This is a genomic window from Bacteroidia bacterium (genome assembly GCA_019695265.1).
Taxonomy (GTDB): domain Bacteria; phylum Bacteroidota; class Bacteroidia; order JAIBAJ01; family JAIBAJ01; genus JAIBAJ01.
In genome coordinates, this window is the sequence record JAIBAJ010000080.1 from 1 (window position 1) to 16,381 (window position 16,381).

Genomic DNA, 16,381 nt, shown 5'->3' on the forward strand with positions numbered 1-16,381 from the left:
CGACGCTCATTTATTAAAGCAAGTGGAATTTTGGGGGTAGCCTCCTTATTTCCTTTGGGAAAAGTTTTTGCAGGAACAAGTCAACTAAGCAATGCGGCAAGTTGCACCTTAATTCCGGTTGAAACAGCCGGACCTTTTCCATTGGATTTAACAGAGAACACTACTTTTTTCAGACAGGATATCCGAGAAAGTAAAACCGGAATTCAACTGAATCTTAAAATAAAAATCATAGGAAACGAGAATTGTCTTCCGATGGAAAATGTAAGGGTTAATATTTGGCATTGCGATAAAGATGGATTGTATTCAGGATATAGTCAAACGAACAATCCGGGCCAATCGGGGCTTACCTACCTGAGGGGATATCAGTTTACAGATTCAAACGGAGAAGTTGAATTTGTGACCATTTTTCCTGGGTGGTATAATGGAAGAATTTGCCATATTCATTTTCAGGCTTATGTTAATAGTAGCTATGCTGCTATTTCACAATTAACCTTTCCAATAGAAACCAAGCAGGCAATTTATTCTGATAACTCCTCTGTATATACCAATGGAACAGACCCGATGTCTATTAGTTCGGATAATGTATTTTCAGATGGTTATAGTTTTCAAATGGCCAGCTTAACGGCCAATGCATCAACAGGCGGATATGATGCCTATTTGGAAGTTACTATAGAAGGAAGTGGTATTACCGGAATTGGTCATTTGGAAAAGGAAAATGCCAAGAATTTTAGTTTGGGACAAAACTATCCCAATCCATTTGAAAATGAAACAACCATTCCAATAAGTCTGCAATTGCCATCGGATGTAAAATTAGATTTGTTTGATCTCCAGGGAAGAAAAGTTTGGAGCCAAATGCAGAATAACCTTTCAAGTGGTAATCATAAATTTGAAATAAATCTGAATAATTTAGGCTTGACAAAAGCCAATTATGCTTATCAGCTTACTGTAAAAAATGCAAATGGCACATTTATAGGAAGCAAGCTGATGACGGCTGCGAAATAAGGCAAATTGTTTTACTAACAAAGTTGAATTCCAAAATCCAGCAAGAGGCCGGTGGCTTGTGGCATACTAAATTTAGCCTTTTTAATAGAATTGGTTAGCGGATGAATGCGATAAGAATGAGCTTCTCTGAAATCAGCCTCTTGCAACTGGGTTTGGTCAAAAACGGCTTGGGATAAGTCTGATCCGCTAAAGTTGGCTAAGCTTAAATCGGCTTCGGTAAAATCAACTTCATGGAGCTGGGAATGGAGGAAAGAAGTTCCTTTTAATTTAAGCTTATAAAAACAGGAAAGTTGCAGGTTGCAATGGGTAAAACTTAACTCCAGCAAGAAGGGGTTACATGATTCGAAATGCAAACCAAGAAGCTTGCAGGTATGGAACCGAACATTCTTAAATCCGGTTTGAATTAATTTTGCCCCACTCAGGTTACAACCCTGAAAATCGCAATCAATGAATTGAATGTTTGACAAGTTGAGTCCTTCGAAACGGCAATTGGTAAAAGTACAAGACTCGTATTCTTTGTCCAGCTCAGCTTGAGTAAATTCGTGGTTGGAAAAGGATTGATTATACATGGAATTTAATGCTGACCGGTGACGGAAAGAACCTTTTTCAGCACTTTTTCCGGAAGATTTACGTAGAGGTTTTGCATGCTTAATTCGATGGCTTTATACTCGTTTAATTGTTTCTCGCCCAATGGCTTAGATTTAAGAATACAGGTAATAAAGTACAGACAAATGCGGTAGAAAGAGAGGTAATTTTTATGTCGCTTGGTTTCCGGATTGGCCATAATGGTTTTGATGTTCCGGATGCAGAGGTGCTCAGCAAACTCAAAATCTTCTTTCAGGAAAAAGTACATCAATTCCAACATTTTTATTTGGAATTCGAAGGGGTGATAAGTAGCTGTTTCGTTGATTTCGCGAGATAAATTAATGAAATGAATCGCCTCTTTCAGTTGTCCGGTGCTGAGGTAAAGTTTGGCATAACTCATTGCTCCGCGGGTAGCATGAATATCCAACTTCTGTTGAATGGGTTCATCAAAATAGGTTTGCAGGGTTTGTTCGGCGCTTGTGTAATTCTCTTTGAGGATGTTAACCAGTACAAACTGTTCGCAATGGTAGAAAAACCCATACATTTCAGGTTCAAGTTTTTGTGAAAAAACTTTTTGGTAAATACTATAGCTTTGGTCGATTTGGCAGTTAAAAAACAGGATATCGGCATAAAGCAACTCCAGAAACTTGCCAATATTGATAGGGTAGAACCAGGCAATTTGGTCTTTTAGTTCGATTGCCTTTAGCAGAAACTCTTGTGCTTTGGATGGATTCGGTTCAAGATAGAGGAAGTAGCTGCACAAACTACGATAGGTATAGTATTGGGCTAAATGAAAATTGGTTGACTGCAGTTCGGCTTCCTTTTTAAGGAGGAAATCCAGACTAAGTTTTAAACGTGCTTTTTTATTCTTTTTCGCCGATAAACGGTTGATATCCGAAAACAATAAATGACATTCCACATAGTTAGTCCAGGCGGCAGAAGGTTGTTCAAGCGCCGCTAAATAGCGCTGTCCGATATACTGAGTTAGTTCTTCATCGTAACTGGCAAATGGCAAATCGATGAGTTGATGAAAAAGAGTTAGATAGTATTTGGCTAGTTCTTCCGATGGTTGGGCCTCTTTTAATGATTTTTCGTGTTGCCAAACTTCGTGGGTAAACAAACCGGGTAGGTTACGTTGTTTCAAAAAGAGCAAAAAGGGAAGTCCGCCATCAGGAAACAACACATCAAACGACTTTTTTAGCAGTACCGAACAGACTTTATTAAAATGGCTTTCGCTTAATTCAAGTTTAGCCAAAACTTTAGAATTAAGCAAGAAATCTTGGCCCAAACGGGAATGGATATAATCAAACACCTTCTTTTCTTTGCCTATTTTGCGAAGATGCATAACCTGTTCCATTTCCTTTGGCTGTAAGGCTTCGAGGAATGCTTTGAGTTGAGACACGACCTAAGTGACTGCTGTTTTCTAAAAAAGCTAAATTATTACTAAATTCGTTGGAAATACATGACCAACGTGTTATTGGAAAAAAATTAAATTGGTTTAGAAGCTCGGAGTTGTGAATTGCACCACTAAAAGCAAGCAATTGAACCCTTAGTGTAGGAAAGTTAAAAAAAAGCTATTTTAGGTAAGAATTGGGCGCAAAAAATTGTCACTTTTGACCTTCATTTCCTTGACCCCTTTCGGATGAAGTCATTTTTTACCCAATGTATTGGAATTATCCTGTTTTCTTTCTTTTTTAGCATGGTAAATGCTCAGGAATCTCCGGAGAAGAAAATAGATTTAGGCGAACTGCATGGTAATTTTCAATGCGACATGCAGTTGTATAATCCGGATTCGGCAATTGGAGCACCACCGGTACCTGAAAAATTTAGAGGAAATGTTTTCGGTAACTTTATTTATACCAGGAAATTAGGTCCTGGAAATTTTATTGCCGGAGTAAGATACGAAGCCTATTTGCCTGCCTTGCAAGGTTTCGATCAACGATACAAAGGGGTTGGATTGCCTTACCGGTTTATTCAATACCAATGGGAAGGTTTGGATGTAACAGTCGGAAATTTTTACGATCAGTTTGGAAGCGGAATGGTGTTCAGGGCTTTTGAAGATCGCAATTTGGGTTACGACAACTCCCTGGATGGATTAAGACTTAAATATACCTTATTCAAAGGAATACACCTTAAAGGAATTATTGGATTGCAACGCTTTTTTATGACCAAGGGTCCGGGAATTGTTCGGGGATTTGATGGAGAAATAGATTTTAATGAAACGTTTAAGTTTATGAATAACTCCAAGTTTCACCTAAGCCTGGGAGGTAGTTTTGTAAGCAAGTACCAAAGCGACCAAGATCCCGTTTATAAATTACCTGAAAATGTTGGAATGTACGGATTGCGAGCCAATATTCAATACGGAGGTTTTACTCTTAGTGGAGAATATGCCCACAAAGTAAATGACCCATCCACCGCCAACAACTTTATTTACCGAAAGGGTGAGGCCTTGTTAATTAATGCCGGGTTTTCAGTGAAAAATTTTGGCATCGCTATCAGCGCTAAACGCGTCGATAACATGAATTTTCGCAGCGATCGAACCGCCACCGCCAACAATCTTAGCATTAACTTTTTGCCCGCCTTAACCCGCCAGCATACTTATAATTTGGCAGCAACCATTTACCCATATGCTACTCAACCTAATGGAGAAATGGCTGGACAAATTGATATTAATTATTCATTTCCTCGTGGAAGTGTTTTAGGAGGAAAGTATGGAACCACTTTGTTGGTAAACTATTCCATAGTTAATGGTTTGGATACAGTTCAACGCAACGATGGATACGGCTACGATAGCAGGTTCTTCAGTATTGGCCGTAAACCATATTGGCACGATCTGAATGTGCAGTTGGATAAAAAAGTTTCAAAGGAGTTTAAGTTTTCTTTGATGTACATGAACTTCCTGTACGACAAGGATGTAGTTCAAGGCTTGGCCGGTTATGGGGTTATTACCGGTCATATCGGGGTGGTGGATATGACCTTGAGATTGCCCAAACAAAACACCCTGCATTGGGAGTTGCAAGGTTTGTTTGCAGATAAGCAAAAGGATTTCGGACATTGGGTAACAGGATTAATAGAATTTAACTACCACTCTAAATTTTTTGTAGCAGTACAAGACCAATGGAATGCCGGAAACAAAGATGCAGACAAACGAATTCATTACCTAACCGGCAGTCTTGGTTATACCCTTAAAACAACACGAATTACCTTAACCTACGGTAGGCAAAGAGCAGGTATTTTTTGTGTAGGAGGAGTTTGCAGAACAGTACCTGCCTCCAATGGATTAAGTTTATCAATAACAAGCAATTTTTAAGAAGGAATTCCTAACTTTACTTTTAAATCCAAGTTATGGGAACCACCAAAAAACCCTATCCATTCCAAACCATATTAACCGCCATTGCCTATAGTCCCAGGCTGGAAGCTAACCTAAATGAAGCTGCCCGTTTTTGCAAGTTGCTCGGGGCCAAATGGATATTAGTACATGCCGGTGAAAAGACTTCGGAAAAGGAATCCAAGCTTCAGTCTATATTGGAAAGAATCCCCACAGCCATCACACCGGAAGTAATCTGGGTAGATGGAAACCCGGTGGAAGTGATGCTGGAATGTGTTGAGAAATACAAAGTAGATTTGGTAATTGCCGGAGCATTGCAGCGGGAAAACTTGCTAAAGTTTTATGTTGGCAGTATTTCTCGTGAAATTTGTAGAAAATGCCCTTGTTCTGTATTGCTGCTAACCGAGCCTAAAGCTGAAAACAATCCACTTCATAAAATTGTTGCTGTGGCACCTGCAAAAAACGAGGCTTCCATGGTTATTGAAAGTGCGGCTTATGTTGCAAAAAACTATTTGGATTGCGAACTAACCATTGTAAAAGAACAAAGGGCGCACCGCTTAATGCAAAGCTTAGGCAACGAATCGGGCGATGATTTGCATTACAAAGATCAAAGTCTTAAGATAGAAAAGGAAATGTTGGAGGAAGATTTGAAAGGTTGTACCAATTTGGAAGGAATTAGTTATAAAACCGAAATTGTAGAAGGCAAACCCGGTTATGCCATTAATAAGTTTGCCAGAAAAAATAAGGCAGATATGCTATGTATCAATGGAAAAGAAGGTCATGGTGGTATTTTGGACCGAATCTTTACCAATGATTTGGAATATATTCTCGAAGATATTCCTTGTACTTTGCTTTTAGTAAAAACGAATAATGCCTGATGTGACGTGGAGAAATTAAAGCATGCTGAGGTCTTGTTGTTTTTGATTCAGGTGAGTGTCTTGCTCATCTCTTCCCGGGTTTTAGGAGAGGTTTTCAGGAAGTTGAAGCAGCCGGCTGTTATTGGCGAAATTTTAGCCGGTTTAATTTTAGGTCCTTCCATAGTTGGACAACTTTCTCCCGGATTTTTCCATCTGTTGTTCTATACCGAGCCTAAAGCCTTTATTGCTTTTGACGGACTTGCCCGAGTTGGAGTAATTTTCTTGCTTTTCGTCGCCGGCTTGGAAGTAGATCTTCCTATGATTTGGAAGCAAGGAAAATCCTCTGTTTTTATTAGCTTGAGTGGAGTAATTTTCCCTTTTGCTCTAGGGTTCACTAGTTCCTGGTTTTTTTATGATTATGTTCCGGATATAACCGATAACAGTCGGTTTGTTTTTTCCTTGTTTTTTGGGGTGGCTCTTTCTATCTCTGCTTTGCCGGTTATTGCCAAAATATTATTAGACCTGGAATTGATTCGAACCAAGGTGGGAGGATTAATTTTGGCTTCTGCCATGGTCGATGATGTTTTGGGCTGGATAATGTTTTCCGTTATTCTTAGTTTGATAGGTGGGGGAGGGGAGACCAATTTTGTTTATACCATTTTGTTTACCCTACTATTTACCGTGGTTTTGCTAAGCGTGGGCCGGGTTGCTATCAATCGGATTTTACCCTTTATTAATAAGTATTTTGCTTGGCCCGGTGGAGTAATAACCTTTGCCATTGGTTGTTGCTTTTTAGGCGCCGTTTCAACCGAATACATGGGAATTCATGCCATTTTCGGGGCCTTTTTGATGGGAATTTGTTTTGGTGATTCGGAACATTTTACCGAAAAAACCCGCGAAATTTTAAACCATTTTATTACCAATATTTTCGCGCCCCTGTTTTTTGTTTCCATTGGTTTAAAGGTGAACTTTATTCAGAATTTCGATTTGGAAACCGTAGCATTTGTGGTGGTGGTTGCTTACATTGCCAAGGTAATTGGCGTTGGAATGGGTGCTTTTTGGTCAGGTCTAAATAAGAAAGAATCCCTTGCTATTGGTTTTGGCATGAATGCAAGAGGTGCCATGGAAATTATTCTGGGATTGCTAGCCCTGGAAGCCGGTGTTATTAACGAGAAGATGTTTGTGGCTTTGGTAATTATGGCCATTATTACCAGCATTACCAGCGGACCATTGATGAAATGGGCACTAAACCGAAAGTAGATGGAGTGTTTCAATCCGGTAGTTTTTCAATTTACCTTGTTTGGATAGAATTTTGTTTTCGAAATCTTTTGTTCTCACACCTTTCGGGTCGAAGGGTCAAAGATGGGGCTTGCACTCCGGGCAAGGATAGAGGCAGATAGCCCACAGGACACCGATGGCCTTAGCCGAGGTGGACGAGGACTATCGCCGAAAGCCTGACCCGAACGCCCATATTACCATATTATTTTGAACGGAAAAGCCGGATTGGGCGGAAGGGGGCCCGCCAAATTAAGATTGATATTATCTATCCCAATTTAATCCAAATTAATCAATAGGAGGTTTCCCAATCCGAACTGCTTGATTTACAAACTCTTAACTCGTTTGTGCAGTTCTAATACCAATTTTGGGGATAAATTGAAATACAGGCTCTTAATTCGTTGAAACTGTTCTGGTGTGCAATCCGGGTTTATGAAATTCGAGGATGAAAATGGAAGATACCTGAAGTATAAAAAGTGGAAAAGGCCGCCCCAAATGAGAGAGGCGACCTTTTATTAACCCACAACCGTCTTAAAAAAGTTTATAATGTAAGCCCAAATTAAAGCCTACTGTTGCATTGTGTGATGATTTGCTTCCGGAAGTACCGGTGTTTTCCCATTCTTTCGAATTCATATCCAGCAATCCTACTGTTCCACGAATACCCGTTGATACAAACAAACGATCGCTTAAAAATGCATTGTATTCTAAACCAAAAACAACACCAATATCGTTTTTCCTAAACCTTTCTGAAATGATTAACTCTTGGTTATTAAGCTTTTGTTTGGCATAATACAGCATGCTATATTGCACTCCAAATAAAACATTTACAGACGAAGGTCTGTCAAATTCGCCGGAAATGCGAGGGGATTTGAATTTGAAAATAAGGGGAATGTTTTGGTAAACCAGGTCAACAGAACGACGGATGTTTTTACGTTTAATTTTATCAGCATAATCTTGTCCTTGTGTGGAACGATAGTGGTATTCGGCTTGCACTCCAAAACGATTCGAGAAGTCATAACCCAATTCGGCACCATAGTAATAACCAAGTTTAACTTTGTAGGCCATTTCATATTTTCCGAATTGACCATACGTGTTTTGGTTCAAAATCCAAACGGTATTTACTGCTCCGATAAATCCAAAGTGCAATCCCTTTAGTTTGTAAAAATTCTGAGGTATTTCTTTTTTATCTGACCTGGTTTCAATGTTGGTATTGGTTTTGGGTTCTAAATTGCCAACCTGACGAAACGGCAAGGTATAATATTCATTGGCATCGGGCAAGGTAACCAATCCGTAAGGCAAGGCAGAGGAGGTTGCCAGTGAGGCTGTTTCAGCAGAAGGGTTTTCAATTAAAGGCGAACGGTTTGGAATGGATTGAAACCGGAAGCGAGCAGGTTTTTCGGTTTGCTTTTTTTCTTTAACCTTTTTGGATTTCCTGGGTTTATTGGTTGGGGTTTGTCCGGAAACAGAACCTTGATTTTCGTTGTTTTTAGGGGAGCCGGAATTGGTATTCAGGGTTTGGTTCGATGCAAATAAACCGCTTTGTTGCTCAATAGAATTGCTTGAGTTTCCTGCACTTTCTAAGTTTGTTTTGTTGGCAGAGTTAACGGCGTTAACCGAGTTGGAGGCCTTGTTCGTTTCTGCGATTTTGTTCGCTTGTTCGGAAGTTCTCGGAGATAGTAAGGTTTGGTTAGTAGCCGATCGGGTTGGATTTAACAACCAATAGCTAAGGGGGATAGCTACTAATAAAATGGCAATTCCGCCATAAATCAGTTTCAAAAATTGTTTACTCTCCGATGGGTTTGGACGGGCATTTAGGTTAGACATAATCCTTCCCCAAACCCTTTCATTGGGAGTATTCTCCATGTTTTGGAGACCATCTCTGAAAAGTTTGTCCAATTCGTTAGTTGACATAGGATAATGCTTCTATGTTTTGTTTTTCAAGTTTTACTTTAAGCACATTCCTGGCCCTTGATAGTTGTGACTTGGAGGTGCTTTCACTAATTCCTAATAATTCGGCAATTTCTTGGTGGGAATAGCCTTCAATGGCGTACAAGTTGAATATGGTTCTATATCCATCAGGTAAGCTAAAAACCATTTCCAATAAGTCCTGCACGGCATAGTACTCACCAAAAGAATCGTTTGAATAAGAAAGGTTTTCTGAAATTTCTTCCTCCAGCAACAGGTTCAGTTTGGTTTTTCTCAATTCTTCCAAACAGGTATTGACAAAAATTCGTCGCATCCAGCCATCAAAACTACCTTCTCCCTTAAATTTCGAAAGGTGAGCAAAAAGTTTTAAATAGCCTTCTTGTAACATGTCTTCAGCAATTTGTTTGTCTTTCATATACCGTTGGCACAATCCAAACATTTTTCCGCTAGTTTGATGGTAGAGAAGACTTTGACAGGATCTATTGCCCTGTTTACAGCCTTCAACTATCTCCTCAAAGCTTAGGTTTTTTCGGAAAAATATTTTCATCGGATTGATTCCCATGAGTATTGATGCAATTTTTGATTAATAGGTTGCATGGCCCTGAAAAAAATCAAAAAAAAAGCCGACAGATGTTGTCGGCTTAAAGGTATAAAAAGTTTGGCACTTATTTAGCACCGCCTTTGGAGCGCTTGTTTTCTTTAAAACGCATATCAGGTGTTCCGTCTTTTTTGGTCGGTGCACTTGGTTTAGCTGCCTCTTTGTTCTCTTTGTAACGTTTGTCAGGTGTTCCGTCTTTTTTCAATTTTTTATCTTCAACATTGGCAGCAGGAGCCGGCTTTGCTGTTGGTTTGCCGGGTTTACTTGGCGTTGAAACCTGTGCCGGACTTTGAACCGGTTTTGGAGCCGGAGCCGGTTTTACCGTGGAGGTTTTTTCCTTGGCTGTTTTTTCTTTAGAGGTTTGTGCAGATACATTGGCCGATACAAAAACGGCAGCTAAGGTGGCTAAAAGGATGTTTTTCATTTTTCGATTTTGTTTGAGTGTAAAAGTATGATTTCCTCCAAAACAACAATCGTGCAAAATTTTAAATTTGCCTACACTAAAATGTCAGTCTGTTCCCATGCGTGTATTTTTAATTCCGGGTTTTGGCGAGAATGAATCCATCTTTGAACCGCTTTTACCTTTTTTGTCATACGATACCGTGCATGTGGATGTATGGAAGCATTTAGCCTCCTTTACCGGAGAAACACTCCACGTTCGAACTTTTGTTCAACACCTGAACCGGGAGCTTCAAATTCGTTCAACAGATTTGATTATTGGACATTCCATGGGTGGCTGGATAGGAATTCATTTAAAACAGGAAACCGGTTGCCGCCTTATTCAAATAGCATCCTGGACCAACCCTCATAAAGTAATTTTGCCTATTCAAAACCGCAAAGTCCTTTATTTCCTGGTTCAATCCGGATTGTATATTAACAAACTTACCAAGGCTATTTTGATCTGGAAGTTTTATAAAAACCTCCCCTCCAGGTCTATTATGGAAGCTACTTTAACTCGGCTGATACAAACGGATAAATCCTTGGTAGTAAAGCAACTTCAACTTATTTTAGAGCCTTCCCCAACCTGCACTGTACTCCCCGATCTGCGCATTCATACCCGACGAGATCCCATTATTCGAAAACCGGATGAAGATTATTTCGAGGTTTCAGGCGACCATTTTGCCCTGTATACCAATCCCAAAGAGGTTGCACGGGGTATTTTATCTTACCTCCAACGGTAGGTTTTAACCATACCTTTTCAACTCGATTAAAAACCTGAATAAAAACCTATACTGATGGGCTAGGAGTGTTTTGTTCCTGCTTTAGCGTTTTCCTTATATCTTAAAACACTTAAAACCAGCACAGTGCAACAGAATGCAATTATTCCACCGGCAATGGTATCAATTAAAAAATGCTGGTTGAGGTAAATTCTGGAGAGGCAAACCAGAATGGCTGCTATTCCCAAAATGAATTTCAAACCCTGGCGGTGAGTAAAACTTGCCAGTACGAAAAATAAACATATCGCCCCGGCCGAATGTCCGCTCGGAAAACTTCCATCGACCAATAAGTTCACCCCCTGAACCCGGTATAAATCCTGGCCATAGAAAAAGTCGTGGGGCCTATGATTTTGTGGAATAGCTCTTTTGATAACCTGTACTATTAATGTGCTGGATAAAAAGGAGTAAAGCAAGGCTTTGGCGCTAAACTTTCTTTTGACAATAAAAAGCAATACAATAACGGTAATCAATAAAAAACCATCGCCTAAATAGGTAATGTACTTAAACAAATAATCCCCTATTGGAAAATGTTGCTTGTCGAACCATAAATGAATATCCCGTTTATTGGAAAGATAAAGCCAAAAACCCCCACCAGACCAAAAAAGAAAACCCGGCAACAAAAAGGCCAGGTTTTCTTTTATGATGGTTTTAATATGTTCGGAAATGTCAGTAACCATTCCCTGAAAAAATTAGGCTTTCACTCCCAAAGCCTGAGCCATCATTTTACCAATAACGGCAGGACTTTCGGCAACGTGAATTCCACATTCTCTCATAATTTTCATTTTGGCAGCAGCAGTATCATCAGCTCCGCCAACAATAGCTCCGGCATGGCCCATCCGACGTCCCGGAGGTGCAGTTTGTCCGGCAATAAATCCAACTACCGGTTTGGTTCCATTTTCTTTAATCCAACGTGCCGCTTCTGCCTCCATTCCTCCACCAATTTCTCCAATCATGATAATTCCTTCTGTAGCAGGGTCGTTCATTAGTAATTCAACGGCTTCTTTGGTTGTAGTTCCAATAATGGGGTCACCACCAATTCCTATCGCAGTAGTTTGTCCTAAACCAATTTTGGTCACCTGATCTACAGCTTCGTAAGTTAAGGTGCCCGATTTAGAAACAATACCAATCGGACCTTTTTTGAAAATAAATCCAGGCATAATACCAACTTTAGCTTCTTCGGCAGTGATAATTCCCGGACAATTAGGTCCAATTAGTCGGGCTTTACGGCTAGCCAAGTAGTTTTTCACTACAATCATATCCTTGGTTGGAATACCTTCTGTAATAGCAACAACCAAGCCTATTCCGGCTTCAGCGGCTTCCATAATGGCATCGGCAGCAAATGCTGGTGGCACAAAAATAATCGAAACGTCGGCCCCGGTTTGTTTTACCGCATCGTAAACACTGTTAAACACCGGACGATCCAAGTGTTGTTGGCCACCTTTGCCCGGAGTTACTCCCCCCACAACATTGGTTCCGTATTCAATCATTTGTCCGGCATGGAATGTTCCTTCGCTACCGGTAAACCCTTGCACGATAATTCGGCTGTTTTTATTAACTAGTACGCTCATGAATGTAGTTTATTCAGAAATTTTTAGACAATTTGCTTGAATCGTGAAAAATTCAGCGCACGAAAGTATGTTTTTTCTTTCTTCGTAATCCCATTCTTAACGATTTCTATTCGATGATATCAACTGTTTTTAAAGACATGCTGTTTCAAGGCAAGGTAGCCCTGATTACCGGAGGTGGCACCGGCATTGGTTTACGAACCGCCAAAGAAATGGCTCAACTTGGCGCTACGGTGGTTTTGGCTAGCCGAAAAGAGGAGGTTGTTAAGCAAGCAGCCGAGCAAATTGTTCAAGAAGGTGGCAAAGCCCTGGGTTTGGTTTGCAACATCCGCGACAACGAAAGCATAAAGGCTTGTGTAGATCAGGTTTTGAACGAGTTCGGACGAATTGATTTCCTGGTAAACAACGGTGGCGGACAATTTCCTTCTCCTGCCGAAATGATTCAACCCAAAGGCTGGCATGCCGTTATTGAAACCAATCTAACCGGAACTTTCTTCCTCACTCAGGAGGTTTTTAACCGTTTTATGCAGGCCAATGGCGGTGCAGTAGTTAATGTAATTGCCGATATGCGCAACGGTTTTCCTATGATGGCTCATACCGGCGCCGCTCGTTCAGGTGTCGAAAATCTTACTAAAACCCTCGCCAACGAATGGGGCCGCTATGGCTTTCGAATAAATTCTGTTATGCCCGGAACCATTAATAGCAGCGGCTTAAATCGCTACGACCCTTCCTTTAAGGATTTTATTTTTGGATACGGAAAGTATAATCAAACTTCTCGCCTGGGTACCGAAGCCGAAGTTGCCGCTGCAATTATCTTTTTGCTGAGCCCCGCTGCTGCCTTTATTACCGGTGTAAACCTGGCGGTCGATGGGGGCCAAAGCATTTATCATCCCTTGTTTCCGCCCGAAGAAAACACTAAAAATGAAGTTTGGGAATAAGGTAATTCGGGTTACGGTTTCCTGATGATTGATTTTTTGGCGGGCCCCCTCCGCCCAATAAAAGCTGTGCAAAACCAAGCATTTTTAGTCGGGCGTTCGGGTCACGCTATCGGTTGTAGTCCTCGTAGCACTTGGCTAGCGCCGCGTGCTCCTGTGGGCTACTTACCTCTATCGTTGCCCGAGGTGCAAGCCCAAACTGTTCACCATTGACCCTTTCTTTCTTTTTAGAAAAATGGGTAGAAAATTACAAATTGATGTTCAGTTTTACACCCGAACCCCAATAACCAACACATCATCCACCTGCTCGTTCTCGCCTTTCCATTCTTCAAAAAAGCTTTCCAACTCTTCCCGTTGTTGTTTCATTGGTTTTTGTGAAATTCCCTGCAAAAATTCTCTAAAGCGTTTGCGGTATAATTTTCGGTTTTTATCTCCGCCAAACTGGTCGGCAAACCCATCCGAAAATACATAAAAAGTATCTCCGTATTGGATGTCTACCCGGTGCATGGAATACGGCATTTCTGCTGCCTTGGCTGATGCTAGCGGAACATTGTCGCCCTGATACTCGCGAAGCACCTGGTCTTCTCCTTGGAAAAACATTCTACTGTAAGCGCCGGAGTATCGCAAGGTCATTTTTTCCTTGTTGATGGTAACTACCGAAATGTCCATCGTGTCGTTTAGCTTGGTTTGGTTTTCGCCATGACTCATAATCCTGGCCAATCGCTTACTTAGTTCATCCAACACTTCGTCCGGTCGGGTAATGCCTGATTTTTTTACTACATTATCCAACAAGTTCATACCAATAATGCTCATAAATGCCCCCGGAACCCCGTGTCCGGTGCAATCTGCTGCCACCAAAACTAACTTGCCTTTCTGTTCCGAAATCCAATAAAAATCGCCACTTACAATGTCTTTAGGTTTGTAAAAAACAAAACTATTGGGTAGGTGTGACGAAAATTCCTTTTTTTCGGGAAGTAGAGCATTTTGGAAAAGCTTAGCATATTGAATGCTATCGGTGATGTCTTTGTTTTTTAATTCAATGATTTCTTTTTGTTTCGAAATTTCTTCCTTGGCCTTGTCTTTTTCCTTTCCGGCCCTAAACAATAAAAATGCAAAAATGGAAAGCAGTAGCAAACCGATCATAGAAACAGCCAACAGCATTTTGTTCCTGCTTAAAGCCAACTCCCGAAGCTGGTTTTCCTGAATAACCAACTTTAATTGATCCTCTACTCGTTGGCGTTCAAAACGAGCTTCAGCATCGGCAATTTTGGAACGACTATCCTCCGAAAAAATAGAATCACGCAGGTTGGCAAATTTTCGGTAGTATTTCATAGCCAACTTTAAATCGCCCTTTTTTTCATACACCTGGCTCAAGAGATCATAGCTGTCCTGGACTAACAACCTGCTACCAATGGAATCGCTTATAGTTAATGCCCGTTTGGCAAATTTTTCGCTATTGGCTACATCACCGTTCGATAACAATAGTTTGGACATATTTACCAGGTTGTTGGCGGTGGAACTCAAATTGCTGTTGTCGATAGAAAGCTGTAACGATTTTTCATAAAAGGTCAAAGCTTTTCCATTTTGCTTCATTTGAAGGTAAAGTCCACCCAAGGTATTATAGTTGGCCGACAATCCTGCTTCGTTTCCTAGTTCTAAGTTGAGTTGAATGGCTTTATTAACCAGTTCTTCGGCCAATTTGTTTTTGAAATTAAGCTTTGCAATTACTGCCAGTTGCTGATAATTTTCGGCCATTCCTTGTTTGTTACCAACCTTGGTACTTAATCGCAAGGCTTTGGATGCATAGTTCCAGGCTTTATCTAAATAGTTTTCGAAACGGTATAACTGACTTATGTTGGACAACAATATGGCAATTTCCCGTTCGTCGTTCCGTTGCCGTTGAATGTTCAAGGCTAAAAAGTAATATTGAATGGCTTTTTCAAAATCGCCTTTATGGTCGTAAATTAAACCGATGTTATTGTAACATCCGGCAATGCCATCCAGCTTTTTAAGCGTTAAATAAATCTGCAGGGCTTTGGTGTAAGCAGCAACGGCCGAATCGAATTGGCTGGTGTGCCAAAAAGCAACTCCAAACTTATTGTAGGCTTTGGCTTCCCAAAACGGTTGCTTGGCAGCTTTTGCCATTTGAAGCAAGGTGTCGGAATACTTGCGCAAGGTTTGTGGCTCCGAACCCCAAAATTCATTGGCAATCTCGTTGTAAACTCTCAGTTTAGCCGTATCTGAAGCGGAACGGTACACTCGTTTCAGACTATCTAACCGGTGTTGATTTTGAGAAAAGCCCGGATGAATGAGTCCACCCAAAAGCAGGGTAAGCCCAAGAAGGAACTTAAAAGAATGTAGCCGGTGAAGGGAAAAAGACATAGCTTGAGCAAAGGTAAAAGGATTGGGGTTGAAACGCTCAACAAAATCATTCCTCCAACAAAAAATGTACTTTTACCCAATGCAAAACTTACCCTCTATTCTTTGGCCTTCATCCAGGTTGGCGGGTTGGGTTTTACTTGCCGTTTTGTTGGTGTTTCGGTTTTGGCATTTGGAAGCCGATCCGTCCTTCTTAAAAGCCATTGCCGATATCGATGATGAAGCCTGGTGGGCTGCTCCTGCATTGCACTATCTAAAAACGGGTTCCTTTCTCTTGCATAACCAAAGTGGTGGTTTCTTATTGGCTCCTGCTTATTCTTTTTTGTTGCTTGCCTGGTTCAAAATAGCCGGTGCAAACCTTGTTTCTATTCATGTTTTTCACCTGGTCTTTTTCATGCTTACCTGTTTGGGAATTTATCAGTACTTGGGCAAAGGAAACCCAAACCGGATTTGGATTCTTGCCTTGTTTTTGTCTAACTTCTTTTTCTTCGATTTTTCCCGAATTGGTTTTCCTGAAAATGTGCAAATGGCCCTGTTAATATGGCTTTTGCTGGCATGTAAAAAATGGTTCCAACAACCTTCTCTTATCCTTTCAAGTAGCATAGGGTTTCTGCTAGGGTTGATCATTCTTGTCAAGGTTTCTATTGTTTGGCTTTTGCCTGCGTTTATGGCAGGAGTTTGGTATGCCCGTCCGGGAGAAGTAAAAATTCCCAG

Annotated in this window: 15 protein-coding genes; 7 read left to right on the top strand and 8 right to left on the bottom strand. The window is 40.7% G+C overall.

Translation table 11 applies throughout. The features are described from left to right. On the top strand, positions 1 to 1,002 hold a 1,002-nt coding region (locus K1X82_11290; protein ID MBX7182691.1), incomplete at its 5' end, for a T9SS type A sorting domain-containing protein. 14 nt (positions 1,003 to 1,016) lie between these two features. Here K1X82_11290 and K1X82_11295 read toward each other — a convergent pair. Together K1X82_11295 and K1X82_11300 are read right to left on the bottom strand one after the other, a co-directional pair. Next, positions 1,017 to 1,571 carry a pentapeptide repeat-containing protein gene (locus K1X82_11295; protein ID MBX7182692.1) on the bottom strand — a complete coding sequence of 185 codons (555 nt, stop codon included), beginning with the start codon at positions 1,569 to 1,571 and terminating at the stop codon, positions 1,017 to 1,019. Between the two features lie 5 nt (positions 1,572 to 1,576). Further along, positions 1,577 to 2,989 carry a hypothetical protein gene (locus tag K1X82_11300; GenBank protein ID MBX7182693.1) on the bottom strand — a complete coding sequence of 471 codons (1,413 nt, stop codon included), beginning with the start codon at positions 2,987 to 2,989 and terminating at the stop codon, positions 1,577 to 1,579. A gap of 240 nt (positions 2,990 to 3,229) precedes the next feature. On the opposite strand from K1X82_11300, the gene K1X82_11305 reads away from it, so the two are divergent. From K1X82_11305 to K1X82_11315, 3 genes are read left to right on the top strand one after another with little or no spacing between them, the layout of a single operon-like run. Further along, positions 3,230 to 4,897, top strand: coding sequence for a hypothetical protein (locus K1X82_11305; protein ID MBX7182694.1), 1,668 nt, complete (start codon positions 3,230 to 3,232; stop codon positions 4,895 to 4,897). 35 nt (positions 4,898 to 4,932) lie between these two features. Next, positions 4,933 to 5,793: a universal stress protein gene (locus tag K1X82_11310; GenBank protein MBX7182695.1), complete on the top strand. Its 861-nt coding sequence runs from the start codon at positions 4,933 to 4,935 to the stop codon at positions 5,791 to 5,793. Positions 5,794 to 5,799: 6 nt separating this feature from the next. Next, positions 5,800 to 7,032: a cation:proton antiporter gene (locus K1X82_11315; GenBank protein MBX7182696.1), complete on the top strand. Its 1,233-nt coding sequence runs from the start codon at positions 5,800 to 5,802 to the stop codon at positions 7,030 to 7,032. 546 nt (positions 7,033 to 7,578) lie between these two features. On the opposite strand, the gene K1X82_11320 is transcribed toward K1X82_11315, so the two are convergent. The 3 genes from K1X82_11320 to K1X82_11330 form a co-directional block, all read right to left on the bottom strand. Further along, positions 7,579 to 8,958, bottom strand: a complete 1,380-nt coding sequence (locus K1X82_11320) for a porin family protein (protein MBX7182697.1) — start codon at positions 8,956 to 8,958, stop codon at positions 7,579 to 7,581. Continuing rightward, a complete protein-coding gene (locus tag K1X82_11325) occupies positions 8,948 to 9,514 on the bottom strand; it encodes an RNA polymerase sigma factor (protein ID MBX7182698.1) in 567 nt (188 codons plus the stop codon). The genes K1X82_11320 and K1X82_11325 overlap by 11 nt, the downstream gene beginning before the upstream one ends. Before the next feature lie 124 nt (positions 9,515 to 9,638). Further along, a complete protein-coding gene (locus tag K1X82_11330) occupies positions 9,639 to 9,995 on the bottom strand; it encodes a hypothetical protein (protein ID MBX7182699.1) in 357 nt (118 codons plus the stop codon). 97 nt (positions 9,996 to 10,092) lie between these two features. Here K1X82_11330 and K1X82_11335 point away from each other — a divergent pair, with 97 nt between their 5' ends. Next, complete coding sequence (locus tag K1X82_11335) at positions 10,093 to 10,752, top strand: alpha/beta hydrolase (protein ID MBX7182700.1); 660 nt, start codon at positions 10,093 to 10,095, stop codon at positions 10,750 to 10,752. 59 nt (positions 10,753 to 10,811) lie between these two features. On the opposite strand, the gene K1X82_11340 is transcribed toward K1X82_11335, so the two are convergent. Beyond that, positions 10,812 to 11,465, bottom strand: a complete 654-nt coding sequence (locus tag K1X82_11340; GenBank protein ID MBX7182701.1) for a phosphatase PAP2 family protein — start codon at positions 11,463 to 11,465, stop codon at positions 10,812 to 10,814. Between the two features lie 12 nt (positions 11,466 to 11,477). After that, entirely contained in the window at positions 11,478 to 12,356 is an 879-nt protein-coding gene (gene sucD, locus K1X82_11345) for a succinate--CoA ligase subunit alpha (protein ID MBX7182702.1), read from the bottom strand. 113 nt (positions 12,357 to 12,469) lie between these two features. Between sucD and K1X82_11350 the strand changes: the two genes are divergently transcribed. Beyond that, positions 12,470 to 13,291: an SDR family oxidoreductase gene (locus tag K1X82_11350; protein ID MBX7182703.1), complete on the top strand. Its 822-nt coding sequence runs from the start codon at positions 12,470 to 12,472 to the stop codon at positions 13,289 to 13,291. A gap of 264 nt (positions 13,292 to 13,555) precedes the next feature. Here K1X82_11350 and K1X82_11355 read toward each other — a convergent pair whose 3' ends face one another. Beyond that, entirely contained in the window at positions 13,556 to 15,670 is a 2,115-nt protein-coding gene (locus tag K1X82_11355; protein MBX7182704.1) for a tetratricopeptide repeat protein, read from the bottom strand. A gap of 79 nt (positions 15,671 to 15,749) precedes the next feature. Here K1X82_11355 and K1X82_11360 point away from each other — a divergent pair. Further along, a partial coding sequence (locus K1X82_11360; GenBank protein ID MBX7182705.1) for a glycosyltransferase family 39 protein occupies positions 15,750 to 16,381 on the top strand: 632 nt, incomplete at its 3' end.

Coding starts and splice junctions, on each gene's coding strand:
- K1X82_11355 (MBX7182704.1), bottom strand. CDS start 15,670: ATGTCTTTTTCCCTTCACCGGCTACATTCTTTTAAGTTCCTTCTTGGG.
- K1X82_11310 (MBX7182695.1), top strand. CDS start 4,933: ATGGGAACCACCAAAAAACCCTATCCATTCCAAACCATATTAACCGCC.
- K1X82_11340 (MBX7182701.1), bottom strand. CDS start 11,465: ATGGTTACTGACATTTCCGAACATATTAAAACCATCATAAAAGAAAAC.
- K1X82_11335 (MBX7182700.1), top strand. CDS start 10,093: ATGCGTGTATTTTTAATTCCGGGTTTTGGCGAGAATGAATCCATCTTT.
- K1X82_11305 (MBX7182694.1), top strand. CDS start 3,230: ATGAAGTCATTTTTTACCCAATGTATTGGAATTATCCTGTTTTCTTTC.
- K1X82_11330 (MBX7182699.1), bottom strand. CDS start 9,995: ATGAAAAACATCCTTTTAGCCACCTTAGCTGCCGTTTTTGTATCGGCC.
- K1X82_11295 (MBX7182692.1), bottom strand. CDS start 1,571: ATGTATAATCAATCCTTTTCCAACCACGAATTTACTCAAGCTGAGCTG.
- K1X82_11350 (MBX7182703.1), top strand. CDS start 12,470: ATGATATCAACTGTTTTTAAAGACATGCTGTTTCAAGGCAAGGTAGCC.
- K1X82_11320 (MBX7182697.1), bottom strand. CDS start 8,958: ATGTCAACTAACGAATTGGACAAACTTTTCAGAGATGGTCTCCAAAAC.
- sucD (MBX7182702.1), bottom strand. CDS start 12,356: ATGAGCGTACTAGTTAATAAAAACAGCCGAATTATCGTGCAAGGGTTT.